The following is a 24113-nucleotide window of genomic DNA, read 5'->3' on the forward strand; positions in this document are numbered from 1 at the left end:
CTGGCGTGTCAGCTCCTCGCCCCAGCCGGGTCTTGAGCGTTGTGAGTACGCTGTCCACGGAAGGACACTTTTCCCACGAGTTACACCCTCTTAAATTGTCCTTCAAAGTTGAATTCATGCACGAACGCCTCTTCGACTGGTGTCGATCCTTTGTGCCCGAACCCCTGATTGCCCGGCCTATCGAGTGGCTACGCGCCTCGGTAGGTATAGGCGTAGCGCTGGCGCTGGTAATGTCGCTCAGCGCCTGGGTTTTCGGTTTATCCGTAATGCTGCCGTTGGCGGCACCCGCCGCGGCCACTGCCGTGTTGCTGTTCGTCGCTCCGTCGAGCCCCTTCGCTCAGCCGTGGGCGGTGATCACCGGCAATCTGACCGCTACCTTGATTGGCGTGGCCCTGGGGGCCAGCGGCATCCCCGTGGTCGTTGCGGCAGGCTTAGCCGCAGGCCTGGTCATTGCCTTCCTCTACGGTCTGCGCTGCCTGCATCCGCCGGGCGCGGCTCTGGCGCTGGTGGCGGTGGTGGGCGGCCCGCAGATCCATGCCGCCGGGTTTGCCTTGCTTTATCCGGTGGCCTTCAACTCGTTTCTATTGGTGGCGGTTGCGCTGCTCTATAACAACCTGACCGGGCATGCCTATCCCAAGGCCAGGCCACGCAAGGGCAATATCCATAACACCCGGGACCCGCTGCCCAGCGAGCGCATGAGCTTTACCGAGGATGACGTGGAGCGGGCGCTGGAGGACTTCGGTGAATATGTGAACGTCACCCGTGATGATCTGGCGCTCTTGATCAAACAGACCGAGAAGCATGCGCTGCGACGCAGCATGGGCGAGATCACCGCAGCCGACATCATGTCCCGTGACCTGTACTGGAGCACGCCCGGCTGCACCATCCAGCGTGCCTGGCAGACGCTGCGCGAGCATCGTTTGCATTCCCTGCCGGTGCTTGAAGGCGACAGCCGCAAGCTGGTCGGGATCGTGACCCTGGTCGATTTGCTCAAGCATTTCCGGCCGGCCTCGGCGCGGCTGAAATTTGGTCAGTTGAAGTTTCTGCGCGGGGTCCATCTCGGCGCGGTCATGAGCAGCCCGGTGGTGTCGGTGCCTGAGCATGCGCACATGGTCGACCTGGTGTTTCTGCTTTCCGACCAGGGGCTGCACTGCCTGCCGGTGGTCGACGAGCAGCAGCGCCTGGTCGGCATGATCACCCAGACCGATCTGATCGCCGCGCTTTACCGGAACTGGCTCAAGCACCTGCCTGACTGATCGCGCCCAAGGCTGGCGACGGCGATGCTCAGAACTCGTAGTTCCAGCGCGACCAGTCGTAATCGTCCCCGGCCACTTCGTGCAGCAGTTCGATGGCGCGGGCCAAGGTCGGCGACTGCGCCGCACGGGCATAGACCAAGTAGATCGGGTAGCTGAATTCCGGCGCCTGCTCGACCCGCTTGAGGGTGCCGTCATCCAGATAGCGCTGGACCACGCGGGTGCGGAAGTAGCCGCGACCCCCGCATTGAACCAGGTACTGCAGCGCCAGCGGCCCCAGGCTGAAGGACAGCGCAGAACGCATATTGCCCGGCAGGGCAAGGTCGTGCCGCTCACGAAAGGCCGGACCCCAGTCCACATAGATGTACGGCTCGGGGTTGCCGGCATGCTCGACCTGAATCAACTTCTCTTCGAGCACCTGTTCGACCTGCAACGCCGGCCAGTAGGCCGGCTGATGAACCAGCACGGCATCCAGGGCGCCGAGTTCGAGCTTCTTCAGCAGCTCGTTGTCACCGGCCACATCACTGCGCAGGGCATGCTCGGGCAGCGCCTGGCGCAGGCGCTGTACCCAGGCGAGCATCAGCGGGTTGCTCAGGCTCACTTCGGCGCCGAGCGATAGCAGCTTGTCGTAGCCGCGGGGCAGGGGCAGGTCGCGCTTGGCGGTTTCCCAGGTCTGCACCAGTTGCGTGGCATAGGCGACGAATCGCTCGCCATCGCTGGTCAGTCGTGCGCCGGCGCGGTTGCGGGTGAACAGGCGACAACCGAGCTGCAATTCAAGGCTGCGCACGCGAGCGGTGACGGCCGTCTGAGTGATGTGCATGCGCTCGGCGGTGGCGATAAAGCTGCCGCTGCGAATGATCTCGAGAAAGGTACGGGCGAGATCGATATCCATATGAGCAGCTCGTATTGAAAAAATTGATATAGACGGAGTTTAAATGATACTCCCAGGACGAGAAAGTTAGACGCCGGCAGCGCTTCAGCGAAGGCTTGCGATAGGTCTGAAAGCTGCTAGCCAATAGTGCCGCGGGGCAGCCACAGCATCATCGCAAAGCAGAATACGGTGAGGCCGATGCAGAACCACATAAAGCGCCGCTGGCGGCGCTGCGGTGCGCGGTGGGCATGCTCTGGCAGCGGCATGCCGCAGGTACCGCACTCGGCGTCATTGGGCGGATTGTCTTGCTGGCAGTACAGGCACTTGGGCATGGCGGTGTCCTTAGCTAACGCTACCAGCTTGCCATGCCGGCTCTGTAATTGCGGTTGACGCCAATCAACCGCATCGCAACGCCGGCCAGCTGCCGGGAATCACTCGAACTGTTCGAGCCGCTGGGGATCAAGGATGGTGATCTGGCGGCCGTCCTGGGTGATGACGCCTTCATCGATCAAGCGGCGGATGATGCGGGAAAAGGTTTCCGGCTGGATCGACAGATGGCCTGCGATCAGCTGCTTGGCCATCGGCAACTCGAAGTTGTTGTCGCCATTGTTGCGCGCCAATTGTGTCATCAGATAGCGCACCACCCGGTGGGTGGCGTTCTTCAGCGACAGCGTTTCGATTTCATTGATGCGCTGGTGCAGGCGCACGCTCAGTTTGCCGAGCAGAGCGAAGGCCAACCGCTGGTTGGCCTCCAGCAGGCGCATGTAGGCGGTGTTGGAAAAACGGTAAACCTGCGACGGGCAGACGGCCTGCGCCGAGGCCACATAGTTGGGCGTATCCATCAGCATCATGGCTTCGGCAAAGGTCTGCCGATTGCCGATCACCTCGAAGACCTTCTCCTGTCCATCGGGCGTCAGTCGATAGATCTTGATGGCTCCGGAGATGACGAAATAGAAGGAGTGCGCCGGCTCGCCCTGGTGGAACAGATTGTCGCCCTTGTCCAGGTTGAGCAGTTGGCTTGCGCTCATCAGCTCATCCATCTGCTCATCGTTGAGCGGCTCGAACAGATGGTGGCTGCGAAGGATCTGGTTGTGTACGCGATGAAGCACCATGCAAGGCATCCTGTTTTCTAATAGTAGGTCCGCGCAGACAGTTTTTGTCGTGGCGGCTGGCTCGCGGACGAGCGTTAAATCTCTGGCTCACTTTGAGCTGTTGGCACGCGTTTGCTCATTGGAGATTAGCTCAAGCGTGCCGGTGTTTTATTGATTCAGGCCGGCATGTCGTGGTGTCGCAGCACGGCCTGAATCGGGTTGGGAGCACGGCTCAGATGGCGGGCTCGTGAGATTCACTCCAGTGTGGAGCTGCGAACAACTCGGGGTATCGATGCAGGCCTTCGAGAACCCGCTGGATGCCCTGTTCACGCTGTTCCGGTTCAGAGAGTGCTTCGGCGCCCTTCAGCAGGTCGGTCAACAGCAGATGCAGCGCGGCGTCGGCCTGCTCGGGCAACTGGCAGTTCTCGATCAGGTACGAGATGTGGGTTTCGACATCCTTTTGCAGCTGAATGACTTCGGCGTCGCTCAGGGAGCGTGCCGGATCGCCGGCCATTGCCGCTTCGACGCTGCGCTGCAGGCGCGTCATGCCTTCGCGCAGCGGGGCGTCGGTCGGCCACTGCTCGCCGTTTGCCGCCGGTACGGCAGTGGCGTGGCTGGCATGGTGGTGATGGCTTGATTCAGCCTGTGCCGGGCTGACGACCACATCCAGCGCGACGCCGCTGGCCAGCGCCAGGATCGAGGCCAATGCCAGGCCCCAGGCCAAAGGTTGGATGACTGCTTTCATATCGCCTCCGGTTTCTCACATGGTGCGCACGGCCTGGTTCGCGGGCTCACTGTGCCGCGCCTCTCAGGAACAGGATGTTGTTCTCCAAGTGAATGTGCTGCATCAGGTCGTCCCGCAGTTCTTCCAGACCCCGGTACAGCGCGCGCCAGGTATTACAGGCATTGGCCGGTGGCGTGATGTCGTTGGTCAGCGCGGCCAGCTTGGCCAGTGCGGCGCCGTGCTGGTCATGCTCGTAACGCATGACGGCAATTGGGCCGTGGCTCTGCGGGACTTCCATGCCGCGCTGCAACATGGGGAAGAGGACCTGTTCTTCCTTGAGCATATGGCTTTCCAGTTCCTGCTGCATGGTCCACAGATGTTCGGCGAGGCCGAGCGGGCAGCCTGGTTTGGCGCCGTGCACGTGCTCCACGCGGTTGGCCAGGCGGATCAGCTCGGGGAGTTGCTCGCGGTGGCGCTCGTGGAAGCGTTCGAGGAGGTACTCGATCAGCACGCCTGTCGGTTCGTTGCGCCAGTCGGGCTCGCTGTCGGAGCTGCGGTTGAGCATAGCCAGCTCGGCGGCAATCGCCTGGGCGTCGAGATCACGTTGCCGCGCGGCTTCCTCCAGGCTGGTATTGCCGCCACAGCAGAAATCCAGCTTGTATTGACGAAAGATGCGGGTCGCGCCGGGAATGGCGCAGGCCAGGTTGCCCAGGGTTTGCTCGGTCAGTGCAGAGGTCATAGGAGGCTTCCATGTTGAAGTTTGGCCTGATCATCGCAATCCCTGTGCCATGCATAACTGATTGTTTTAGAAGGAATAAAAAATACAGATGGTGAAAAGTACCGAAGCGGTTTAGGGTGCAAAAAACCTTTGAGGGTAATGAAGACCATGCTTGAAGCCTTGCTTGCCGATTTCGTCACTGAACTGCCCAGCGCGGTTCGTTTGCAACGGCTGGTACATACCCTGCACCAGCGGTTTCAGTGCGGCGCGGTGGTGCTGTTGCGACTTGACGAGGACACCTTGCGGCCCCTGGCGGCTGTCGGGCTGGTGCAAGAGGCCCTCGGGCGGCGCTTCGTGGTCGCTCAGCATCCCCGCCTGGCGGCGATTCTGGCGCAGCGTGAACCGACCTGGTTCGAGCCTGACAGCCGCCTGCCTGACCCCTATGACGGCCTGCTCGATGAGCATGTGGGGACGCCGCTGCCGGTTCACGACTGCATGGGCGTCAGTCTGTATGTCGAGGGCCGGCTGTGGGGCGCGCTGACGCTCGATGCGCTGCATGCCGGAACCTTCGATGACGATACCCGGCGCGATCTGCAGCGCTATACGCTGGTGATCGAGGCAGCGGTGCGCATGACGCGGCTCGAGCACGAAAACCGCAGCCTGCGGCTGGCGCGCAGTGATGTGCTGGAAGCCGCCAGAGTGCCAACCGATGGCGAGATCCTGGGGCAGAGTGAGGTCATTGCCGAGTTGCTGCGCGAGCTGGAGGTCGTGGCCGACTCCGAACTACCGGTGCTGTTGCTGGGTGAAACCGGTGTCGGCAAAGAGCTGTTCGCGCGCTGGTTGCACCGCCACTCGCGGCGGCGCAACAAGCCGCTGGTACTGGTCAACTGCGCGGCGTTGCCCGAGTCCCTGGCCGAGAGCGAGTTGTTCGGTCATGTGAAGGGCGCGTTTTCCGGTGCCACCACGGACCGACCAGGGCGTTTCGACGCGGCCAATGGCGGCACGCTGGTGCTCGACGAAGTCGGTGAGCTGCCACTGACCGTGCAGGCGAAGCTGTTGCGGGCCCTGCAAAATGGTGAAATCCAGCGGCTGGGTGCGGATAAGCCGCGTCAGGTGGATGTGCGGATTATCGCTGCCACCAATCGCAATCTGCGCGAAAGCGTCCGCGATGGGAATTTCCGCGCTGATCTCTATCATCGCTTGTCGGTCTATCCGGCGCCGATTCCGCCGTTGCGTGAGCGCGGCAATGATGTGCTTCTCCTCGCCGGCTATTTTCTTGAACTGAACCGCGCACGCCTGGGCCTGCGCAGCATGCGTCTGTCGCCGGCGGCAGAGCGTGCGCTGCTGGCCTATGCCTGGCCGGGCAACGTGCGCGAGCTGGAGCACGTGATCAGCCGCGCGGCGCTGCGACTGCTCAGTCGTGGAGCGTCGCGCAGCGAGATTCTTACGCTGGAGCCCGACATGCTGGATCTGGACAGCTCGCATCTGTCCCAGGAGGCCCCGGTGGTCGAAGCGCCGGTGCCAGATGCCGCCGAGGTTGTTCCGCTGCGCGAGACAGTCGATGCCAGCCAGCGCCAGGCCATCATCCGGGCACTTGAGGTCACGGGTGAGAACTGGGCGCAGGCTGCGCGGCTGCTGGATGTGGACTCAAGCAACCTGCACAAGCTGGCACGGCGGCTAAAGCTCAAATGACGGTGGTTTGCTGAAGGCGGAACGCCTTATATCGCTTGTTTGGAATGGGCAGGGGCGTGGGAGAGTCTACAGTCCATACAGAACAAGACGAGGACAGGCCATGGCTCTGGATCAGCAGGAATTCGAAGCGCTGTTAACGCAGGCGCAAACCCATGCGGACCTTGCGGTCAGTGAAAACCAGCCGCTGCATTATCGCGCAGCCTTTGAGGCCAGCCTTAAAGCCATGCGCCTGCTGGCCGAGGAGTCAGGCAGCTGGCGACAGATGGTTGCTCGTGCGACTGAGGAGTTTCAGGGGGATGAAGGCGTGTAGGCGGAGGAGGGCAGCCTTGAACGCCTTCCTCCCCTTGATGTTTATCAATGTTGCCCGCTGGGCATCTCCCTAGACTGCCGGCTGATTTTTCCTATCAGCCCCGGAAACTCGCTGCCGCATCAATGCGGCCCGCAGGCTCCGATTGTCTAGGAGTTGCCCATGCATCTGGTCTGTCCGGCAGGAAGCCTGCCCGCGCTGAAGGCTGCGGTCCAGCAGGGCGCCGACGCCATCTATGTCGGCTTTAAGGATGACACCAACGCCCGTCACTTTGCCGGGCTGAATATGGATGACAAGCAGCTCGACAAGGGTTTGCAGCTGGTCCGCGAGAAGGGCCGGCAGCTGTATGTCGCGGTCAATACCTACGCCCAGCCCGACGGCTGGAAACGTTGGCAACGGGCGGTCGATCAGGCGGCTGACATGGGTCTGGATGCGCTGATCGCAGCCGATCCCGGCGTGCTCGCCTATGCCAGTCAGCGCCATCCGCAGCTCAACCTTCATCTGTCCGTGCAGGGCTCGGCCACCAATGCGGCGGCGCTGGCTTTCTATCAGCAGCGCTACAACATCAAGCGCGCCGTCCTGCCCCGTGTACTGTCGCTCAAACAGGTCAAGCAAGTCGCGACGAGCAGCCCGGTGCCCATCGAGGTCTTCGCCTTCGGCAGCCTGTGCATCATGGCCGAAGGCCGCTGCCACCTATCGTCCTATCTGACTGGCGAGTCGCCGAATCTCTGTGGAGTCTGCTCGCCGGCGAAGGCGGTGCGCTGGAGCGAAGAGCCGGAAGGGCTGACTTCGCGCCTGAACGAGGTGCTGATCGACCGCTACGCCGAGGGCGAGTCGGCCGGTTATCCGACCCTGTGCAAGGGGCGCTTCATGGTCAACGGTCAGCGCTTTCATGCGCTGGAAGAGCCGACCAGCCTCAATACCCTGGATCTGATTCCAGAGCTGGCGTCCATCGGCGTCACCGCAATGAAGATCGAAGGGCGCCAGCGCAGCCCGGCCTATGTTGAGCAGGTCACTCGCGTCTGGCGCGCGGCGCTGGATGCCTACCTGCAGGCGCCGCAGCGTTATGCCGTGCAGCCGGGCTGGCGCGACGTGCTGGACGGCCTGTCCGAGGGCTCGCAAACCACCTTGGGCGCCTATCACCGGGCCTGGCAATGAACGAGGAGCCAACCATGAAACTCAGTCTCGGCCCCGTGTTGTTCTATTGGGATCGCCAACAGACGCTGAACTTCTACGCCGACATGGCCAGCCTGCCGCTGGATGTCATTTATCTGGGCGAAACGGTCTGTTCCAAACGCCGTGACATGGGTCTGGATGACTGGATCGGCCTGGGCCGGGAGCTGTCCCAGGCTTCCTCGGCGCAGATCGTGCTCTCCGGGCTGACTCTGATCGAGGCTGCTTCGGAGTTGTCCGGCCTCAAGCGCCTGTGTGACAACGGCGAGCTGCTGGTCGAAGCCAACGACATGGGGGCGGTGCATTATCTGTCGGAAAGGCGTCTGCCCTTTGTCGGCGGCCCGGCATTGAATCTCTACAACGGCCACGCCCTGGCTGAGCTGGTGAAAAGCGGCATGTGCCGCTGGGTGCCGCCGGTGGAGATATCGGGCGAGATGATCAAAGGTGCCCGCGAGCAGTTGGCAAGCCTTGAAGTGACGCTGCCGGAAATCGAGATTTTCGCCTACGGCCATCTGCCGCTGGCGTATTCAGCGCGCTGCTTTACTGCGCGGGCGGAAAATCGTCCCAAGGATGATTGCCAATTCTGCTGCCAAAACTATCCTGAAGGCATTCCGCTGCTCAGTCAGGAGGGCGAGGCGCTGTTCACCATCAACGGTATCCAGACCATGTCGGCGTCGGTCAGCAATCTGCTGGCCGACTACCCGGCGCTGGTAGCCAGCGGCGCCGACCTGCTGCGCCTGAGTCCGCGGGCGTCGGGCATGAGCGAGGTGGTCGCAGCGTTCGATGCGGTGCGCCAGGGCGGGCTGCCGCCGCTGGCGGTGGAGGGCTGCAATGGCTACTGGCATGGTCAGCCGGGCATGCTGCGGGCAGAGGAGGTCGGATTATGCTGATACCCCGTGCACAACTGCTGAAACTGGGTGAGCACCTGCTGCCGCTGGCGGCGCGTACGCCCTTTACGCTGCAGCGTATTGCGCTGGAACGAAGCCTCAATCAGATATTTGCCGAGCCGCTGGCCGATGACGCCTTCGAGGCGCTGGAAGGCAACTGGATGCGCCTGGAGGTGGCTGACCTCAAGCTGGCCTGGTGCCTGAGCTGCGACCGGAAAAAGCTGCGTATTGCCGAGCAGGCGCCGGTGCAGGTGACCATCCGCGGAAACTGGCGCGAGTTTTTGCTGCTGGCCAGCCGGCAGGAAGACCCGGACACGCTGTTCTTCCGGCGCCGGCTGGTGATCGAGGGTGATACCGAGCTGGGGCTCGCGATCAAGAATCTGATCGACAGCCTCGACCCGGACATGCTGCCGCCCTGGATGTGGAAGCTGCTGCAAGGCGCAGGAGAAGAGGTGGCTCTGGCCGGTCGGGTTCAGGCTACAGCTGGATAGAGTGGCGATGCGCCCGTTAAGAGCCAGTCTTAGGTAGCGGACCCCTCGGTCGTTCCTCGGCGCGGTTCTATTCGCGGGCATGGCCCGCATCACATGAGGGTGTTCAGACTGAATGCAGCCGATACGTGGGCTGCATGCGGTCGCTGGCGATGATGCTTTTCATGTCCTCGAAAAGTGCCTGGGTTTCGGCCTCGCTGCAGTCCTCGCGATAGCGCTTGCGCAGGCCGTAGCTGCTGAGCGTGATATGCACATTGGCGACGACGCCATGCTGCGCCAGGCAGGCGCGGGCGCAATGCAGCGGGCAGCCGTCGATGGCGAGGATCGGGCGCCCGGAGTTGGCCTTGTTCACCAGCGATCCGACCCGGCCGCCGACACCGGCGATGCAGGACATTTCCGCCAGGCCTGCGCGGTCAAGGCGCACCGCAAGGGTGTTGGCCAGTTGAGCCACATTGGAGCAACCGGAGCAGGAATACACCAGCGGTAGGTGGGAAACCTTGGACATGAGATTCTCCTGTTCGGTGCAAGTGTCGAGCAGTATGTTGCCGTCCCGTTCGGTCAGCTTTGACAAACGTCAAGAACGCTGTGGCGCTTTGCCGCACTCACTCCTGGTAGGCAGCCAGGCCCTGGCTGTCGAGGATCTCGATGCGCCGGCGCTGGACACTGATCATCCCCGACTCGATCAGGCGATGCAGGATGCGCGAGAAGGTCTCGGGCTGGATGCCCAGCTTGGAGGCGATCAGGCGCTTGGGTACGTCGAGGGTGACCACGCCGCTGTCCTCGTCCTGCGACTGGTAAAGGAAGCGCACCACGCGACGGCTGGCGTTGGCCATGGTCAGGGTGTCGATCTCGTTCATGCGCTGATGCAGGCGAATGCTCAGCGTGGCAAGGATATCCAGGCAAATGCTTGGATGCTCTTCGAGCATGCGCCGGTAGTGCGCACCGTGCAGGCTCGCTACCAAACTGGCCTTGAGAGCCGTGGCGCTGACCGGATAGTTGGGCGTGCCGGTGAATAGCAGCGCTTCGGCGAATGACTCACCACTGCGGATGATCTCCACCAGCTTTTCCTGGCCGTCGCACACCACACGGTGCAGCTTCACTTGGCCGCTGAACAGAAAGTAGAACCGCTCGGCCTTGTCACCCTGATGGAACAGTGCCGTGCCGGCCGGCAGGCGACGGAGGTTGGCCGAAGCGCAAACTTCCTGCATGGCCGCTTCAGGAAGCCGGCTGAACAGATGGTGGCGGCGCAGCTCCGCAACAAGAGATCTTTCGGTGAGCATGGTTTCTCCCCTCCGGGCACAAGTCCTGGAATGTTCGATGCTGCATCCTAAAAGGCTCGGCAACCACATCTCCTTGATCGCTGACAAGATTGCCTGCAGTAGCGAAGCCGTGCTGCACCCAGGCGCCGGAACTGTTGCTGCCGGGGCGCGTCTCGAAAGGTATTGCCGATTTCTCCGCGCTCGACCGCGGTTTTCGGGCTGCGGGATTGCAGCTTCGTTAGCCTGCTAAGATGTCGGCGCCTGTCCATGTTGGGAGTTTCATGCCGCAACCCATTTCCCTGGATGCCCGCACTGCCCGCATATTGCCCTGGCTGGTGGCGATCGCCTTCTTTATGCAGACCCTGGACGGCACCATCCTCAATACCGCACTGCCGGCGATGGCTGCGGACCTGGCGGAAAATCCGTTGCGTATGCAGGGTGTGGTAATCGCCTACATGCTGACCGTGGCGCTGCTCATCCCGGCTTCTGGCTGGTTGGCCGACCGCTTCGGCACGCGCCGCATCTTCTGCCTGGCCATCACGCTGTTCACTCTGGGCTCGCTGTTCTGTGCCATTTCCAGCAGCCTCGATCAGCTGGTGGGCTCCCGTGTGCTGCAGGGGATGGGTGGCGCGCTGATGCTTCCGGTCGGGCGGCTGGTGGTATTGCGTGCCTATCCGCGTAGCGAATTCGTGCGGGTGATGACCTTTATTGCATTGCCGGGGCTGGTTGGCCCGCTGATCGGCCCGACCCTGGGCGGCTGGCTGGTGGAGTACGCCTCCTGGCACTGGATATTCCTGATCAACCTGCCGGTAGGGTTGCTGGGCGGCGTCGTGGCCTACCGCTTTATGCCTGACCTGAAGAGCCCCGAGCGGATACGCTTCGATCTGATCGGCTTCGTGCTGTTCGGCGCGGCCATGGTGCTGATCACTGTTGCACTGGAAGGTCTGGGCGAGATGCATATGGCCCATACCCGCGTGCTGCTGCTGATGGTGATAGGCAGTGCCTGCCTGGCGGCCTATTGGCTGCGTGCCGGGCATATCGAAAAACCACTGTTCAGTCCCGCGCTATTCCGTACCCGCAGTTTCGCCGTAGGGATCTTTGGCAACCTTTTTGCGCGCCTGGGCAGTGGTGCGCTGCCGTTTCTGTTGCCGTTGCTGTTACAGGTGGCGCTGGGCTACTCGCCGGCGCAAGCCGGGATGATGATGGTTCCGCTGGCGCTCGGTGCGATGCTGGTCAAGCCGCTGGCCAATCCCTTGATCGACCGACTCGGCTACCGTCGTGTCCTGATTGGCAACACCCTGCTGCTGGGCAGTCTGATCGCCAGCCTGGCGACTGTGGATGGCGATACGCCGCTGGCGTTGATGCTGCTGCAGCTGAGCCTGATCGGCATGGTCAATTCGATGCAGTTCACCGCAATGAATACCGTCACCCTGGTGGGGCTCAGCTATCAGGACGCCAGCAGCGGCAACAGCCTGTTGTCGGTGGTTGTGCAGCTCTCCATGAGTCTGGGCGTGGCCGCTGCCGGTGCCTTGCTAGGCGGTTTCACGCTGCCCGGTAACGAGGGTGAGGCGGTGCTGCATGCCTTCCAGCTGACCTTTCTCTGTATTGGTGGGCTGTCGATGCTGGCCACCGCGCTGTTCTTTCAGCTCGACAGCAAAAGCAGGATGGCTGCTCGACTTATGGATCTGGAATAGCAGGGGCAACCCCATTAGAGAGAGCGTTGGCCGCTCCGGTGTGTTGCATCCGCGCAAATGAGCGGTTACTACTGCGCGCTGTTACGGGCGGGGGTGACTACGATGAAACCATGGGTGCTGGGTCTGACCGGAGGCATCGGCAGCGGCAAGAGCGCTGTGGCAGAAACATTCGGCGAGCTTGGCGTGCACTGGGTGGACGCCGACCACGCGGCGCGTTGGGTGGTGGAGCCCGGCAGGCCGGCGCTGGCGGAGATCGCGCGACATTTCGGCGACGGCGTTCTGGCGGCCGATGGCAGCCTGGATCGGGCAGCGTTGCGGGCACTGATTTTTCAGGATCCGGAGCAGCGCAAGTGGCTCGAACAATTGCTGCACCCGCTGATTCACCTGGAGGTTTCCGAGCATCTGGCCCGGGGACTCTCGCCCTATGTGATCATGGTTTCACCCTTGCTGATCGAGTCCGGTCAGTACCGCCGCACTGACCGGGTGCTGGTGGTCGACGTGCCCGAGGCGCTGCAGGTGCAGCGCGCCGCGCAGCGCGATACGGCCAGCGAGGAGCAGATCCGGGCCATCCTCAAGGCCCAGGCCAGCCGGGAAGAGCGCCTGCGTCATGCCGACGATGTGCTTCTCAATGACCGTGACATGGGCTGGCTGAAGGCCGAGGTCGAACGCCTGCACAATTTTTATCTGACGCTTCGTGGAGGACGGGAATGAGTACCCCTGTAGTTGAATGTCCAACCTGTGGCGCGCCGGTGGAATGGGGGCCGCAGAGCCCGAACAGACCTTTCTGCTCGGATCGCTGCAAACTGATCGATCTGGGTGCCTGGGCGGCGGAAGAGCACGTGATCCCAGGTGACGAGCTGGAGGACGATCTGTTCTCGGGTGACGTGCCGCCGCGTCAGCATTGATGGGCGAGATGGGCGCTACTCATCCTTCCAGGGCGCCTGCAGGTAGCGGCTTCGATTGAAGGTTTCCACCCAGTCGGGGTAGAACACCACTAGCGCACTGACTACGGTGCCGTTGATGAACGCCTCGGGGAACATCAGTAGCCAGATGAAGCCGGCGAAGTCGTCCAGCCAGGGTGGCATCGGATAGCGGCCATCGAAGAGCAGGATGCCAAGCCCGGCCAGGATGCAGAACAGCGCGGCCAGACCAGCGGCGAAGAAGCCGGAAAAGAATATATAGATGAACAGATTGCGTGGCTGAAGGCGTTCGACCAGCAGGGCGCACAGGTGCGTGACTCCCACCGGAATCAGCACCAGCAGTAGCCCGTTGAGGCCCAGCGCCGCCAGTTGCTGATGGCCGATCAGAGTCAGGCCGAGCTGGGCGACGAAGGCGGCGAGAATCGCCAGTGGCCAGTCCAGCAGCAAGGTCACTGCAGTCAGGCCGATAAAGTGCACGGACAGGCCGGAGTCGAAGTCCCGTCGAACCAGCCAGAGCAGGAATATCGCCAGCATTGCGCCGCATACCAGGTGCTGGCGGCGGGTATCGCTGAACAGCTCGACCCAAGGTGCTCGCATACAGGCCCAAGCGAGCCCTGCTGCGTAGAGCAGCCAGCCCAGAAACAGGCTGGACGGCGCGAGCAGTTCGGCGGCAATCATCCGGGCTTCTCCTCGTCGCGGATCGTTAGCGATGGCTGGCGCAGTATAACGGTGCAGTTGAGACCGATGTCGCAAAGGCTGGTTCGCGGAAACAAGAGGTCTATGGCGTCGATCGGCGGCGCCGATCGGACAGCAGGCCGCTCTTTTGGCCTGGCGCAAGTTGAAGCTGCTTGCTATTTCGCTGGTAATCGGGATAATTCCGCAGCCTGTCGCCGGGGATGCCTAGCCCGCCGACGCAAAAAATAGTGCAGGGGATGCCTAGCCTGCCAAATCACTGCCGTAGCGGACGCGCTGACCCGAGCCCCCGATAGCGTCTGTTTCCGGCTGTCCTGGTCTTGCCAGGGCGAGCACCATTCAGTAAGATTCGCCGTCTTATTTTCAGGGCGGCCCCTGAGGCTATAACGAATGAAGACTTTTACTGCTAAACCGGAAACCGTCAAGCGCGACTGGTTCGTCGTCGACGCTGCCGGCCAGACCCTGGGTCGTCTGGCAACCGAGATCGCTAGCCGCCTGCGTGGCAAGCACAAGGCGGAATACACCCCTCACGTAGATACCGGCGACTACATCGTCGTTATCAATGCCGAGCAAGTGCGTGTTACCGGTGCCAAAACCACCGACAAGATGTACTACTCCCACACCGGCTTCCCGGGTGGCATCAAGTCGATCAACTTCGAGAAGCTGATCGCCAAGGCGCCAGAGCGTGTGATCGAGACCGCGGTCAAGGGCATGCTGCCCAAGAATCCGCTGGGTCGCGACATGTATCGTAAGCTGAAGGTGTACAAGGGTGCCAACCATCCTCACGCCGCTCAGCAACCCCAAGAACTGAAGATTTAACGGAATAGTTCATTATGTCGGCGACTCAAAATTACGGCACTGGCCGTCGCAAGACCGCAACCGCGCGTGTTTTTCTGCGCCCCGGTACTGGCAAGATTTCCATCAACAATCGCGAGCTGGAGAACTTCTTCGGCCGTGAAACTGCTCGCATGGTTGTTCGTCAGCCGCTTGAGCTGACCGAAACCGTTGAGAAGTTTGACGTATACGTCACCGTTCTCGGCGGCGGTGTAAGCGGTCAGGCTGGCGCGATCCGTCACGGCATCACCCGTGCGCTGATGGAGTACGACGAGACTCTTCGTCCTACCCTGCGCAAGGCTGGCTTCGTGACTCGCGATGCCCGTGAAGTCGAGCGTAAGAAAATCGGTCTGCGCAAGGCGCGTAAGCGTCCGCAGTACTCGAAGCGCTAATCAAGGCTTCAAAAAAAGCGCCCAGCTTCTACCGGAACTGGGCGCTTTTTTTATGCATAAATTTCCTCATGCGACAGTGTGTCGCGCGCTCGAAGGCCCGGCTTTAGCGGCTTGCAGCTAGCTTGTGACAGCTTATTGCCTTGTCTTATGAGGGGGTTTTCTTTACCATTTGGCGAATTTTTCGCGGCCTGATTTTACGTAGTAGACGCCTGCTTTCGGTGGGCCATAAGAAACTGATGGGAGACGACTGAATGAGCAATGACGGCGTGAATGCTGGCCGGCGTCGCTTCCTGGTAGCCGCTACTTCGGTAGTGGGTGCTGCAGGAGCGGTGGGGGCAGCGGTCCCGTTTGTGGGATCGTGGTTCCCAAGCGCCAGAGCCAAGGCGGCCGGGGCACCGGTTAAGGTGAATATCAGCAAGATCGAGCCGGGCCAGCAAATGGTCGCCGAGTGGCGCGGGCAGCCGGTATTCATCCTGCGCCGTACCGAGGAAGCGCTCGCCAACCTGGGCAAGCTGACCGATGCGGTCGCCGACCCCAACTCCGAAGCGTCCGATCAGCCGACCTATGTCGATCCCCAGGTTCGTTCGATCAAGCCGGAGCTGCTGATCGTGGTCGGGCTCTGCACGCACCTCGGCTGCGCTCCGTCTTTCCGTCCGGAAGTGGCAGCAGCCGATCTGGGTGCCGACTGGCTCGGTGGCTACTTCTGCCCCTGCCATGGCTCGAAATATGACATGGCTGGCCGCGTCTACAAGGGGCAGCCTGCGCCCTTGAACCTGCCGGTTCCCCCTCATTCGTACGAGACCGACTCCGTTGTCGTTATCGGCGTTGACCAGGAGAACGCGTGATGAGCAAGTTCATGGAATGGGTCGATGCGCGCTTCCCTGCGACCAAGATGTGGGAAGACCATCTCAGCAAATATTACGCACCGAAGAACTTCAACGTTCTGTACTTCTTCGGCTCCCTGGCCCTGCTAGTACTGGTCAACCAGATCCTCACCGGCATCTGGCTGACGATGAGCTTCGAGCCGTCCGCCGAAGGCGCCTTCGCCTCCGTCGAATACATCATGCGTGATGTCGAGTACGGCTGGATCCTGCGCTACCTGCACTCCACGGGTGCCTCGGCGTTCTTCGTCGTGGTCTACCTGCACATGTTCCGCGGCATCCTCTACGGCTCCTACCAGAAGCCGCGCGAGCTGGTGTGGATCTTCGGCATGATGATCTACCTGGCGCTGATGGCCGAAGCCTTCATGGGCTACCTGCTGCCCTGGGGCCAGATGTCCTACTGGGGCGCCCAGGTGATCATTTCGCTGTTCGGCGCGATCCCGGTCATCGGTGACGACCTGACCCAGTGGATCCGTGGTGACTACCTGATCTCCGGTATTACCCTGAACCGCTTCTTCGCGCTGCACGTCATCGCCCTGCCGATCGTGATTCTCGGCCTGGTCGTGCTGCATATCCTGGCGCTGCACGAAGTGGGTTCCAACAACCCGCTGGGCGTCGATATCAAGAAGAACAAGGACGAGAACGGCGTACCGCTGGACGGCATTCCCTTCCACCCGTACTACACGGTGAAGGATATCGTCGGCGTCGTGGTGTTCCTGTTCGTCTTCTGCGCGGTCGTGTTCTTCTTCCCGGAAATGGGCGGTTACTTCCTGGAGAAGCCGAACTTCGAAGCGGCGAACCCGTTCAAGACACCTGAGCACATCGCGCCTGTCTGGTATTTCACCCCTTACTACGCCATCCTGCGCGCGGTTCCGGACAAGCTGATGGGCGTGATCGCCATGGGTGCCGCCATCGCCGTGCTGTTCGTGCTGCCCTGGCTGGACCGTAGCCCGGTCAAGTCCATGCGCTACAAGGGCTGGATGAGCAAGATCGCGCTGATCCTGTTCTGCATCTCCTTCATCATCCTCGGCGTGCTGGGTGTGCTGGCTCCGACTCCCGAGCGGACCCTGGTGTCGCGGATCTGTACGATCATCTATTTCGCGTACTTCTTCCTGATGCCGTTCTACACCAAGCTCGAGAAGACCAAAGTAGTTCCGCAAAGGGTGGATGGCTGATGAAAAAGCAATTTGCTGCATTGATTCTTGCATTGGTGCCGGCATTCGGCTTCGCCGCCGGCCCCAGTGTTGCCCTGGACAAGGTCGATATCGACCTGACCGACAAGGCTGCCCTGCAGGACGGCCTGCAGACCTTCGCCAACTACTGCATGGGTTGCCATAGCGCGCAGTACCAGCGTTACGAGCGCGTGGCTACGGACCTGGGCATTCCTGAAGAAGTGATGATGGACAACATCGTCTTCAGCGATGCCAAGATCGGCGACCACATGAAGATCGGCATGACGCCTGATGATGCCAAGGCCTGGTTCGGCGCAGCTCCGCCGGACTTGACCCTGGTTGCGCGAGTGCGTGGCACTGACTGGCTGTACTCCTACATGCGTGGCTTCTATGTAGATCCTTCGCGCCCCTACGGCTTCAACAATACGGTGTTCCCGAACGTGGGCATGCCGCACGTGCTGGCGCCGCTGCAGGGCCTTCAGGTTCTGCCGAGCACGCTGCCGGAAGGCGAGTCGGTGGCCTGCAAGCAGGTCCAGGTTGTCGAGAATGGTCGCAAGCAGTTTGATCCTCTGACCGGCACGCCGATCACCCATGAAGACTGTGAGCAACTGACAGTGGTTCCGGGTAGCGGCGAGCTGACCGAGGCCGAGTACGACGAGAAGATCAAGAATCTGGTAACCTTCCTGGCTTACTCGGCAAACCCGGTCAAGCTGGAAAGCCAGCGCATCGGCACTTATGTGCTGTTGTTCCTGGCGGTCTTCTTCGTGTTCGCTTACCTGCTCAAGCGTGAGTACTGGAAAGACGTTCACTGATCCTCCGCTGTTCCGTTGTAAGCCCGCGCGCGCCCTATTGGGCGCGTGCGTTTTTCTGCATATATGAAATCCCATCAGGAGGGCGCTATGGCTGCGACCAATCGAATGGTCTGCTATTCCGATCCCGCCGATCATTATTCGCATCGGGTGCGTTACGTATTGGCTGAGAAGGGGGTAAGCGTCGAAATAGTCGATGTGGAACCCGGATTCTGCCCAGACAAGTTGAGCGAGGTGAATCCATACGCCAGCGTTCCGACGCTGGTGGATCGTGATCTCGCGCTGTACGAGCCAGGTGTGATCACCGAGTACCTGGAGGAGCGTTATCCGCACCCTCCGCTACTTCCGGTCTATCCTGTGGCAAGGGCAAACACCCGGCTGCTGGTGCATCGTATTCAGCGTGACTGGTGTGCGCTGGTGGATATCGTGACTGATCGGAAAAGCACCGAAAAGGCACGGGAGCAGGCGCGCAAGGAGTTGCGTGAAAGCCTGACCGGAGTTTCTCCGATTTTTGCCGAGAAGGCTTATTTCATGAGCGATGAGATCAGCCTGGTGGATTGCTGCCTGCTGCCGATTCTCTGGCGTCTACCTGCGCTGGGAATAGAGCTGCCGCCGGCTGCCAAGCCATTGCTCGACTATATGGAAGTCAACTTTGCCCGCGAGGCCTTCCAGGCCAGTCTGTCCTCTGTTGAACGCAACATGCGCTAATAGAACGGTCAGGCGCGGCAGGTAACACCAAGGCAGCGATCAGTGGGCGCTTGGCCTTGCAGGGTGGCTTGCCAAGCCTGTTGTCAACAGCATCGCCAATGCAGGTCGCTTTACAGCGGCCTGCCAGGAGAGGTAGTCATGAATTCAAGCCGTCCCTACTTGGTTCGAGCGCTTTATGAGTGGATGGTCGACAACGACTGTACGCCCCATCTGCTGGTGGACGTCGAATATCCCGGGGTCCAGGTGCCGGCGGGCTACGCCAGTGATGGTCAGATCGTACTGAACGTGTCTCCAAGTGCTGTGCGCAATCTGCAGATGGATAATGAGGCGATCAGCTTCGAGAGTCGCTTCGGCGGCGTACCGCATAGCCTGTATGTGCCGGCTGCGGCAGTCATGGCGATCTACGCCCGGGAAAATGGCCAGGGAATGGTATTCGAGATCGATTCGCCTTCCGACGATACGCCTGATGACGGCGCTTCTGCTCCGGAAGCCGGTAGCGCGCCGCGTCCGGCATCGGCAGGGCGGCCCAGTTTGAAAGTCGTCAAGTAAGGAAAGTCAGGCGCTGACAGAGACTCTGCCGGCCGCACAACCAGCCAGTCTGGCTGGCCAGTAGTGCGGCCCGGCCTCTGCTTAATCGATGTATTCGAACAGCTTGACGATGCGCTGTACGCCGGAAACGCTCTGCACCACGCTTGTCGCGCGGTTGCCTTCCTGGCGGGTGACGAGCCCCAGCAGGTAGACGATGCCGTTTTCCGTGATGACCTTGATGCGCGAACCGGGAACGTCCTGATTGGCCAGCATCTGGGCTTTGATTTTGGTGGTCAGCCAGGAATCGTTGCTACGCGCCAGGGCGGACGAAGGCTGCAGCACTTGCAGTTCGTTATGCACACGCTTGACGCGCTGAACCGAGCTGGCAGCCTGTTCGGCAGCCTGCTTCAGTTCGCTGCGCGGCGTCTGGCCTGCGAGCAGTACCACGCCGTTGTAACTGGCCACGACAATGTGCGAGGCGTTGCCCAGGTCCGGATGGGCTTTGGCGATGTTCACTGCAGCCTTGGTTTCGATCAGCGAGTCGTCGATTTTGCTGCCGATGGTGCGGGTGCCCCGGTTGTCGTCAATGGGGCCGTCGCGGGTGGCGGTCAGCACCGAGCTGCAGCCGCTGGCAGCGACGCACAAGGCGAGTGCGAACAGATGGGGACGCAGTGGTTTCATTCTTCACTCCCGAACAGCTGGTTGTCGATCAGGTCGCACAGGCAGTGGATGGCGAGCAGGTGAACTTCCTGAATGCGCGCAGTGACCTTGGCCGGTACACGAATCTCGACATCCTCGGGCAGCAGTAGCGAGGCCATGCCGCCGCCATCGCGGCCGGTAAGAGCGACCACCAGCATCTCGCGGTCGTGGGCGGCCTGGATAGCCTGAATCACGTTTGCAGAGTTGCCGCTGGTAGAGATTGCCAATAGCACGTCACCCGGTTGGCCGAGAGCGCGGATCTGCTTGGAGAAGACTTCGTTATAGCTGTAGTCGTTGGCGATGGATGTCAGCGTGGAGCTGTCGGTGGTCAGGGCTATCGCCGGAAGGCTCGGGCGTTCGCGTTCGAAACGGTTGAGCAGCTCCGAGGAGAAGTGCTGGGCGTCGCCGGCCGAGCCACCGTTACCGCAAGTGAGGATCTTGCCCTCGCTGAGAAGCGCGTTGACCATCACCTGGCCAGCCTGCTCGATAGTCGGCGCGAGCACGTTCATCGCTTGCTGCTTGGTTTCGATGCTGGCCTGAAAAAGCTGACGTATACGGGATTGCATATCCATCGGTATGTTGACCTTCAAGTGTCGGACTGGGCGTATGCCATGACGGGGCCGAGTTGAATCGGGACTAAGGCTATCTGCGTTGGCGGCGCGTAGCTGGCAAGCAGATTGTCAGGCTTCGAACGCATTGCGGATCCAGTTGGGTGTGACTGTATTGCTGGACGCTTCGATTGCTACCGCATCGAAGCGGCATGGATGGTTGGACCAGCGGCTTTCTTTCTGCAGAAACAGCTGAGCTGCGCGAACCAGCTTCTCTTGCTTGCGTCTGTCGATGCTTTCCAGGGCGCCACCCCAGGCGCTGTGCCGTCTGTAGCGAACTTCGATGAATACTACTGTATCGCCATCGAGCATGACTAGATCAAGCTCGCCGCTACGGCACAGCCAGTTGCGCTTTAACAGACGCAGGCCGTGCTGCTCCAGATGACGGAGCGCCCGGTCTTCTGCCTGGCGCCCGCTGGTCTGGCTCTCAGTACTGCTCAAGCTGCGTTTCCCCGAGGGGCTGGACGCTGCCGTCGCGGAACTCGGCCCACGGAAGGCGACGCTCGATTCGCTGTCCGGGTGTCAGGCTCAATGTTCCGGAGAGGCCGTCCAGTTGTGTTTCTGGAAGTGCCAGCAGCTGATTCAAGCGGGGCGCCAGCAGATAGGCGTCGGCGCCCATGGCATAGAGTCGCCCGAGGCTGCCGCGTGCTTGTGGCCATTTGCTTTCGATCTGTTGGCGCAGGGGAAGGTGGGAATCCAGCAGCCAGGGCGTTTCGGTGAAACGAATGCCTTCAAGGTCCAGGTACTGGCTGCGATTGTCCGTTGCGGCATGCAGGTGGGAGGTGGCGTATACCGGAAGGTCGCCGGCGTACTGGAAGATCAGGGTGGGTTTGACCTGCTGGGCCTGCTGCGGGGTGGCGGCAAGAAACAGGAAGTCGACGTCCTGGCGGCGTGTGGGCTGTTCTTGCAGGCTGCTGCTGGAGCTGCCGCCGCTGCGCACATGGAGCAGGTCGGCGATCTGATTGGCAAGGGCGACGGGTTCAGCCAGTGGCTCGGCGGCAAGCAGCGTGCCGCCCAGTTCCTGCCATTGACGACGGAAGGCATCCAGTACGCGATTGCCCCATTCGCCGCGAGGGGTCAGGGCGATGGCACTGCGATGGCCGTCGTCCCAGGCGCGGCGTGCCACTTCACGTGCTTCGTCCTCGGCAGCCAGGCCGAACTGAAACAATTGCGGTGGCTGATTTTGATCTGCATCGCTGTAGTTGAGCGCCAGGGTAGTGATCGGGAGCTGTTCCCGGTCAGCCAGTTGGCGCACCAGCGCCTTGTCCAGCGGGCCTACCACCAGCTCGACGCCAGAGGCTGCGGCCTGCTGGTAGAAGGCGTCCATGGAGGAGATGCGAGTGCTGTCGAACAGCTCGATTTTCAGGTCTTGGCCTGCCTCCAGGTGGGCGGCCAGAAAACCGTCTCGCAGGGCGCGGGCGACACTGGCCAGCGGACCGTCCATGGGCAGTAGGAGAGCGATATGTGACAGTGGGCGATCAGCCAGTTCGCGCAGTGCTACCAGCGCATCAGGCAGTTGTAGTGCTGCAGGGTGGCCTGGGTTCTGCTGCACCCAGTTGTCGATGGCTTGTTGCTGTTGAGCCAGCGTAGCGGATTGTTTGAGTGCCGCTGCCAGCGACAGCCAGCCGGACAGGTCCTGGTCGGCAACGGGTTGCAGCTGGCTGCTCGGCAGACTCGATACCAGTGACCAGATCTTCTGGTGGTTCTCCGATGCGGCGTCACCGCTCAGCAGGGGCGCGATGAAGGTCCGCTCGCGGGCTGCCGCAAGAGGCTGGTCCGCGGCTTCGAATGCTTGTGCGCGGGCCAACTGGCTGCGCAATTGCTGATCGACCGGCAATTCTGCAAGGCGCTCGAACGCAGGATGTTGCAGGGCCTGCAGCGCACGCTGTGGGTCGTTGGCGGCGAGTGCCAGCTCAGCGTTCAAAGTGCTGGCGAAGATCTGTTGTGCTGGCGGCAGTTGCTCGATGGCAATCTGCTCCATGATTGCGCGGGCCTGGTCGAGGTTGCCCTGGCGAATGCTCTGGTCGGCGGCGGAAAGGCGTAGTAGTGCGGCCTTGGCCGGGTCGCTGGCGTCGGCTTCTTGCAACAGCTGCTGGGCCGAAGCCTGGGGTGTGCGAGGCAGTTCACCGAGAGTGGATTCGGGCGAGCTGGCACAGGCCGACAGGATGACGGCAATGCAGATCAAGAGAAACGGACGTAAGCGGGCCATCATGTGATCATTCCTGGAAACGCTGGCAAAGAACGGCCGATTGTACCCAAGCCCCGTTGGTGCTGCGATGTTCTGGCCGTCAATAGCGTTACAATGCTCGTTTTCGAGACCTGAGGTACGCACTGTGACTGCATCAGATGCCGTGAATTCCAGCGCAGGCGTGCTCTATGTAGTTGCCACGCCCATCGGGAACCTCGAAGACATCAGTGCGCGGGCGCTGCGAGTGTTGCGCGAGGTGAGCCTGATAGCTGCGGAAGACACCCGGCACTCGGCGCGGCTCATGCAGCACTTCGGCATTGCTACGCCATTGGCGGCCTGTCACGAGCACAATGAGCGGGACGAGGGCGGACGCTTTATCGGACGCCTGCTGGCTGGGGACGATGTCGCTCTGGTGTCCGATGCCGGGACGCCGCTGATTTCCGACCCCGGCTATCACCTGGTGAAGCAGGCGCGGGCTGCGGGTGTGCGCGTCGTGCCGGTGCCGGGCGCTTGCGCATTGGTCGCAGCGCTTTGCGCAGCGGGGCTGCCCTCAGATCGTTTCATCTTTGAGGGTTTTTTGCCTGCGAAGCAGGGCGCGCGTCGTGCGCGGCTGGAGCATCTTCGAGAAGAGCCGCGAACCCTGATCTTTTACGAGGCGCCCCATCGCATTCTGGAGTGCTTGCAGGACCTGGAGGCGGTCTTCGGTGGCGATCGGCCTGCGCTGCTAGGGCGTGAGCTGACCAAGACTTTCGAGACGCTCAAGGGCTCGCCGCTGGGGGAGTTGCGCGCCTGGGTCGAGGCTGACAGCAATCAGCAGCGCGGCGAATGCGTATTAATAGTTGGTGGCTGGCAGGCGCCAGAGGGTGATGACGCAGTGAGCAGCGAGGCATTGCGCGTGCTGGATCTGCTGCTGGCGGAGATGCCGCTCAAGCGCGCCGCAGCGCTGGCCGCAGAAATCACCGGGGTGCGAAAGAATCTTCTTTATCAAGTAGCACTGACTCGCCAGGGCTGAGCTTCGCCTTCAGCAAAGCAATATGGTGGGCTTTGCATGAAGCTTCTGGCTTGCTGAGTGCTGCTTTGTTACCCTTGCGGCCGGAGAGTCGATCGGACAGTCGCTGTCCCTTTTTGTTCCGCAAAAGGGGAGGGAGGAAAGTCCGGGCTCCATAGGGCGAAGTGCCAGGTAACGCCTGGGAGGCGCGAGCCTACGGAAAGTGCCACAGAAAATAACCGCCTAAGCGCTTCGGCGCCGGTAAGGGTGAAAAGGTGCGGTAAGAGCGCACCGCACGGCTGGCAACAGTCCGTGGCTAGGTAAACCCCACTTGGAGCAAGACCAAATAGGGATCCATTGGCGTGGCCCGCGCTGGATCCGGGTAGGTTGCTAGAGGCAGTCAGTGATGGCTGTCGTAGAGGAATGGCTGTCCTCGACAGAACCCGGCTTACAGATCGACTCTCCGACTCACTTCACTTTTTCCCTCGCTTCTAGTCCAAAATAGTATTGCTCTTAAGAAAGCACTTTAACTTTGC

At 61.5% G+C, this 24113-nt stretch carries 29 protein-coding genes and 1 other RNA gene; 18 read left to right on the forward strand and 12 right to left on the reverse strand.

Going from position 1 to position 24113, the window contains the following annotated elements:
- Positions 1-116: 116 nt before the first annotated feature.
- Positions 117-1256 (forward strand): HPP family protein, encoded by a 1140-nt coding sequence (locus BN1079_RS15385; protein WP_037027007.1) that lies wholly within the window; start codon positions 117-119, stop codon positions 1254-1256.
- Positions 1257-1284: 28 nt separating this feature from the next.
- Here BN1079_RS15385 and BN1079_RS15390 read toward each other — a convergent pair whose 3' ends face one another.
- The 5 genes from BN1079_RS15390 to ytfE all read right to left on the reverse strand — a co-directional run bounded on the left by BN1079_RS15390 (position 1285) and on the right by ytfE (position 4678).
- Positions 1285-2145 (reverse strand): LysR family transcriptional regulator, encoded by an 861-nt coding sequence (locus BN1079_RS15390; RefSeq protein ID WP_037025971.1) that lies wholly within the window; start codon positions 2143-2145, stop codon positions 1285-1287.
- Positions 2146-2261: 116 nt separating this feature from the next.
- Positions 2262-2456 carry a hypothetical protein gene (locus BN1079_RS15395; RefSeq protein ID WP_037025973.1) on the reverse strand — a complete coding sequence of 65 codons (195 nt, stop codon included), beginning with the start codon at positions 2454-2456 and terminating at the stop codon, positions 2262-2264.
- A 99-nt stretch (positions 2457-2555) separates the two neighbouring features.
- Complete coding sequence (locus tag BN1079_RS15400; protein WP_037025975.1) at positions 2556-3236, reverse strand: Crp/Fnr family transcriptional regulator; 681 nt, start codon at positions 3234-3236, stop codon at positions 2556-2558.
- A 211-nt stretch (positions 3237-3447) separates the two neighbouring features.
- Positions 3448-3960 (reverse strand): hypothetical protein, encoded by a 513-nt coding sequence (locus tag BN1079_RS15405; protein ID WP_037025976.1) that lies wholly within the window; start codon positions 3958-3960, stop codon positions 3448-3450.
- A gap of 46 nt (positions 3961-4006) precedes the next feature.
- Positions 4007-4678, reverse strand: a complete 672-nt coding sequence (ytfE, locus tag BN1079_RS15410; protein ID WP_037025977.1) for an iron-sulfur cluster repair protein YtfE — start codon at positions 4676-4678, stop codon at positions 4007-4009.
- A 138-nt stretch (positions 4679-4816) separates the two neighbouring features.
- Here ytfE and norR point away from each other — a divergent pair, with 138 nt between their 5' ends.
- The 5 genes from norR to ubiT all read left to right on the forward strand — a co-directional run bounded on the left by norR (position 4817) and on the right by ubiT (position 9207).
- On the forward strand, positions 4817-6349 hold the full coding sequence (gene norR / locus BN1079_RS15415) for a nitric oxide reductase transcriptional regulator NorR (RefSeq protein WP_052114498.1): 1533 nt from the start codon (positions 4817-4819) through the stop codon (positions 6347-6349).
- A 100-nt stretch (positions 6350-6449) separates the two neighbouring features.
- Positions 6450-6659, forward strand: coding sequence for a hypothetical protein (locus BN1079_RS15420; protein ID WP_037025978.1), 210 nt, complete (start codon positions 6450-6452; stop codon positions 6657-6659).
- Positions 6660-6818: 159 nt separating this feature from the next.
- Positions 6819-7814 carry a ubiquinone anaerobic biosynthesis protein UbiU gene (gene ubiU, locus BN1079_RS15425; protein ID WP_037025979.1) on the forward strand — a complete coding sequence of 332 codons (996 nt, stop codon included), beginning with the start codon at positions 6819-6821 and terminating at the stop codon, positions 7812-7814.
- 14 nt (positions 7815-7828) lie between these two features.
- Complete coding sequence (locus tag BN1079_RS15430) at positions 7829-8719, forward strand: U32 family peptidase (RefSeq protein WP_037025980.1); 891 nt, start codon at positions 7829-7831, stop codon at positions 8717-8719.
- A complete protein-coding gene (ubiT, locus tag BN1079_RS15435) occupies positions 8713-9207 on the forward strand; it encodes a ubiquinone anaerobic biosynthesis accessory factor UbiT (RefSeq protein WP_037025981.1) in 495 nt (164 codons plus the stop codon). Before BN1079_RS15430 ends, ubiT begins: the two co-directional genes overlap by 7 nt.
- 103 nt (positions 9208-9310) lie before the next feature.
- Here the strand turns inward: ubiT and BN1079_RS15440 are convergent, their stop codons facing one another.
- Together BN1079_RS15440 and BN1079_RS15445 are read right to left on the reverse strand one after the other, a co-directional pair.
- On the reverse strand, positions 9311-9709 hold the full coding sequence (locus BN1079_RS15440) for a putative zinc-binding protein (RefSeq protein WP_037027010.1): 399 nt from the start codon (positions 9707-9709) through the stop codon (positions 9311-9313).
- A 97-nt stretch (positions 9710-9806) separates the two neighbouring features.
- A complete protein-coding gene (locus tag BN1079_RS15445; RefSeq protein WP_037025982.1) occupies positions 9807-10484 on the reverse strand; it encodes a Crp/Fnr family transcriptional regulator in 678 nt (225 codons plus the stop codon).
- Between the two features lie 260 nt (positions 10485-10744).
- Between BN1079_RS15445 and mdtD the strand changes: the two genes are divergently transcribed.
- The 3 genes from mdtD (at position 10745) to yacG (ending at position 13062) form a co-directional block, all read left to right on the forward strand.
- Positions 10745-12157, forward strand: coding sequence for a multidrug transporter subunit MdtD (mdtD, locus tag BN1079_RS15450; RefSeq protein WP_037025984.1), 1413 nt, complete (start codon positions 10745-10747; stop codon positions 12155-12157).
- 102 nt (positions 12158-12259) lie between these two features.
- Positions 12260-12868 (forward strand): dephospho-CoA kinase, encoded by a 609-nt coding sequence (gene coaE / locus BN1079_RS15455; RefSeq protein ID WP_037025986.1) that lies wholly within the window; start codon positions 12260-12262, stop codon positions 12866-12868.
- Positions 12865-13062 carry a DNA gyrase inhibitor YacG gene (gene yacG, locus BN1079_RS15460; RefSeq protein WP_037025987.1) on the forward strand — a complete coding sequence of 66 codons (198 nt, stop codon included), beginning with the start codon at positions 12865-12867 and terminating at the stop codon, positions 13060-13062. The genes coaE and yacG overlap by 4 nt, the downstream gene beginning before the upstream one ends.
- 15 nt (positions 13063-13077) lie before the next feature.
- On the opposite strand, the gene BN1079_RS15465 is transcribed toward yacG, so the two are convergent.
- Positions 13078-13755 carry an energy-coupling factor ABC transporter permease gene (locus BN1079_RS15465; RefSeq protein WP_037025988.1) on the reverse strand — a complete coding sequence of 226 codons (678 nt, stop codon included), beginning with the start codon at positions 13753-13755 and terminating at the stop codon, positions 13078-13080.
- Positions 13756-14160: 405 nt separating this feature from the next.
- On the opposite strand from BN1079_RS15465, the gene rplM reads away from it, so the two are divergent.
- The 7 genes from rplM (at position 14161) to BN1079_RS15500 (ending at position 19115) form a co-directional block, all read left to right on the forward strand.
- On the forward strand, positions 14161-14589 hold the full coding sequence (gene rplM / locus BN1079_RS15470; RefSeq protein WP_037025989.1) for a 50S ribosomal protein L13: 429 nt from the start codon (positions 14161-14163) through the stop codon (positions 14587-14589).
- A 14-nt stretch (positions 14590-14603) separates the two neighbouring features.
- The gene (gene rpsI, locus BN1079_RS15475) at positions 14604-14996 is read left to right on the forward strand and encodes a 30S ribosomal protein S9 (protein WP_037025990.1); all 393 of its coding nucleotides are present in this window, start codon (positions 14604-14606) and stop codon (positions 14994-14996) included.
- Between the two features lie 251 nt (positions 14997-15247).
- Positions 15248-15841 carry a ubiquinol-cytochrome c reductase iron-sulfur subunit gene (petA, locus tag BN1079_RS15480; RefSeq protein ID WP_037025991.1) on the forward strand — a complete coding sequence of 198 codons (594 nt, stop codon included), beginning with the start codon at positions 15248-15250 and terminating at the stop codon, positions 15839-15841.
- Positions 15841-17052, forward strand: a complete 1212-nt coding sequence (locus BN1079_RS15485; protein WP_037025993.1) for a cytochrome b — start codon at positions 15841-15843, stop codon at positions 17050-17052. Before petA ends, BN1079_RS15485 begins: the two co-directional genes overlap by 1 nt.
- Positions 17052-17861: a cytochrome c1 gene (locus BN1079_RS15490; RefSeq protein ID WP_037025994.1), complete on the forward strand. Its 810-nt coding sequence runs from the start codon at positions 17052-17054 to the stop codon at positions 17859-17861. Before BN1079_RS15485 ends, BN1079_RS15490 begins: the two co-directional genes overlap by 1 nt.
- Positions 17862-17948: 87 nt before the next feature.
- Positions 17949-18566 (forward strand): glutathione S-transferase N-terminal domain-containing protein, encoded by a 618-nt coding sequence (locus tag BN1079_RS15495; RefSeq protein WP_037025995.1) that lies wholly within the window; start codon positions 17949-17951, stop codon positions 18564-18566.
- Positions 18567-18704: 138 nt separating this feature from the next.
- Entirely contained in the window at positions 18705-19115 is a 411-nt protein-coding gene (locus BN1079_RS15500; RefSeq protein WP_037025996.1) for a ClpXP protease specificity-enhancing factor, read from the forward strand.
- Positions 19116-19196: 81 nt separating this feature from the next.
- Here the strand turns inward: BN1079_RS15500 and BN1079_RS15505 are convergent, their stop codons facing one another.
- The 4 genes from BN1079_RS15505 to BN1079_RS15520 form a co-directional block, all read right to left on the reverse strand.
- Entirely contained in the window at positions 19197-19775 is a 579-nt protein-coding gene (locus tag BN1079_RS15505; protein ID WP_037025998.1) for a BON domain-containing protein, read from the reverse strand.
- Positions 19772-20365 (reverse strand): phosphoheptose isomerase, encoded by a 594-nt coding sequence (locus tag BN1079_RS15510; RefSeq protein ID WP_037026000.1) that lies wholly within the window; start codon positions 20363-20365, stop codon positions 19772-19774. Before BN1079_RS15510 ends, BN1079_RS15505 begins: the two co-directional genes overlap by 4 nt.
- Positions 20366-20473: 108 nt before the next feature.
- On the reverse strand, positions 20474-20842 hold the full coding sequence (locus tag BN1079_RS15515) for a YraN family protein (RefSeq protein ID WP_037026001.1): 369 nt from the start codon (positions 20840-20842) through the stop codon (positions 20474-20476).
- A complete protein-coding gene (locus tag BN1079_RS15520) occupies positions 20829-22613 on the reverse strand; it encodes a penicillin-binding protein activator (protein WP_081950839.1) in 1785 nt (594 codons plus the stop codon). Before BN1079_RS15520 ends, BN1079_RS15515 begins: the two co-directional genes overlap by 14 nt.
- 121 nt (positions 22614-22734) lie before the next feature.
- On the opposite strand from BN1079_RS15520, the gene rsmI reads away from it, so the two are divergent.
- Positions 22735-23601: a 16S rRNA (cytidine(1402)-2'-O)-methyltransferase gene (rsmI, locus tag BN1079_RS15525; protein ID WP_037026003.1), complete on the forward strand. Its 867-nt coding sequence runs from the start codon at positions 22735-22737 to the stop codon at positions 23599-23601.
- An 84-nt stretch (positions 23602-23685) separates the two neighbouring features.
- An RNA gene (gene rnpB / locus BN1079_RS17185) (RNase P RNA component class A) lies at positions 23686-24044 on the forward strand.
- Positions 24045-24113 lie beyond the last annotated feature (69 nt).

This window comes from Pseudomonas saudiphocaensis (assembly GCF_000756775.1).
In the GTDB taxonomy this organism is placed as follows: domain Bacteria; phylum Pseudomonadota; class Gammaproteobacteria; order Pseudomonadales; family Pseudomonadaceae; genus Stutzerimonas; species Stutzerimonas saudiphocaensis.

Bases quoted from the DNA above. Each gene is read 5' to 3' on its own strand.
- BN1079_RS15385 (WP_037027007.1), top strand. From the start codon at position 117: ATGCACGAACGCCTCTTCGACTGGTGTCGATCCTTTGTGCCCGAACCC.
- norR (WP_052114498.1), top strand. From the start codon at position 4,817: ATGAAGACCATGCTTGAAGCCTTGCTTGCCGATTTCGTCACTGAACTG.
- BN1079_RS15505 (WP_037025998.1), bottom strand. From the start codon at position 19,775: ATGAAACCACTGCGTCCCCATCTGTTCGCACTCGCCTTGTGCGTCGCT.
- BN1079_RS15400 (WP_037025975.1), bottom strand. From the start codon at position 3,236: ATGGTGCTTCATCGCGTACACAACCAGATCCTTCGCAGCCACCATCTG.
- BN1079_RS15445 (WP_037025982.1), bottom strand. From the start codon at position 10,484: ATGCTCACCGAAAGATCTCTTGTTGCGGAGCTGCGCCGCCACCATCTG.
- BN1079_RS15390 (WP_037025971.1), bottom strand. From the start codon at position 2,145: ATGGATATCGATCTCGCCCGTACCTTTCTCGAGATCATTCGCAGCGGC.
- rpsI (WP_037025990.1), top strand. From the start codon at position 14,604: ATGTCGGCGACTCAAAATTACGGCACTGGCCGTCGCAAGACCGCAACC.
- yacG (WP_037025987.1), top strand. From the start codon at position 12,865: ATGAGTACCCCTGTAGTTGAATGTCCAACCTGTGGCGCGCCGGTGGAA.
- BN1079_RS15465 (WP_037025988.1), bottom strand. From the start codon at position 13,755: ATGATTGCCGCCGAACTGCTCGCGCCGTCCAGCCTGTTTCTGGGCTGG.
- BN1079_RS15510 (WP_037026000.1), bottom strand. From the start codon at position 20,365: ATGGATATGCAATCCCGTATACGTCAGCTTTTTCAGGCCAGCATCGAA.
- BN1079_RS15395 (WP_037025973.1), bottom strand. From the start codon at position 2,456: ATGCCCAAGTGCCTGTACTGCCAGCAAGACAATCCGCCCAATGACGCC.
- BN1079_RS15420 (WP_037025978.1), top strand. From the start codon at position 6,450: ATGGCTCTGGATCAGCAGGAATTCGAAGCGCTGTTAACGCAGGCGCAA.
- rplM (WP_037025989.1), top strand. From the start codon at position 14,161: ATGAAGACTTTTACTGCTAAACCGGAAACCGTCAAGCGCGACTGGTTC.
- ytfE (WP_037025977.1), bottom strand. From the start codon at position 4,678: ATGACCTCTGCACTGACCGAGCAAACCCTGGGCAACCTGGCCTGCGCC.
- BN1079_RS15430 (WP_037025980.1), top strand. From the start codon at position 7,829: ATGAAACTCAGTCTCGGCCCCGTGTTGTTCTATTGGGATCGCCAACAG.
- BN1079_RS15485 (WP_037025993.1), top strand. From the start codon at position 15,841: ATGAGCAAGTTCATGGAATGGGTCGATGCGCGCTTCCCTGCGACCAAG.
- ubiU (WP_037025979.1), top strand. From the start codon at position 6,819: ATGCATCTGGTCTGTCCGGCAGGAAGCCTGCCCGCGCTGAAGGCTGCG.
- BN1079_RS15495 (WP_037025995.1), top strand. From the start codon at position 17,949: ATGGCTGCGACCAATCGAATGGTCTGCTATTCCGATCCCGCCGATCAT.
- ubiT (WP_037025981.1), top strand. From the start codon at position 8,713: ATGCTGATACCCCGTGCACAACTGCTGAAACTGGGTGAGCACCTGCTG.
- BN1079_RS15500 (WP_037025996.1), top strand. From the start codon at position 18,705: ATGAATTCAAGCCGTCCCTACTTGGTTCGAGCGCTTTATGAGTGGATG.
- petA (WP_037025991.1), top strand. From the start codon at position 15,248: ATGAGCAATGACGGCGTGAATGCTGGCCGGCGTCGCTTCCTGGTAGCC.
- BN1079_RS15405 (WP_037025976.1), bottom strand. From the start codon at position 3,960: ATGAAAGCAGTCATCCAACCTTTGGCCTGGGGCCTGGCATTGGCCTCG.
- BN1079_RS15440 (WP_037027010.1), bottom strand. From the start codon at position 9,709: ATGTCCAAGGTTTCCCACCTACCGCTGGTGTATTCCTGCTCCGGTTGC.
- BN1079_RS15490 (WP_037025994.1), top strand. From the start codon at position 17,052: ATGAAAAAGCAATTTGCTGCATTGATTCTTGCATTGGTGCCGGCATTC.
- BN1079_RS15520 (WP_081950839.1), bottom strand. From the start codon at position 22,613: ATGATGGCCCGCTTACGTCCGTTTCTCTTGATCTGCATTGCCGTCATC.
- coaE (WP_037025986.1), top strand. From the start codon at position 12,260: ATGAAACCATGGGTGCTGGGTCTGACCGGAGGCATCGGCAGCGGCAAG.
- mdtD (WP_037025984.1), top strand. From the start codon at position 10,745: ATGCCGCAACCCATTTCCCTGGATGCCCGCACTGCCCGCATATTGCCC.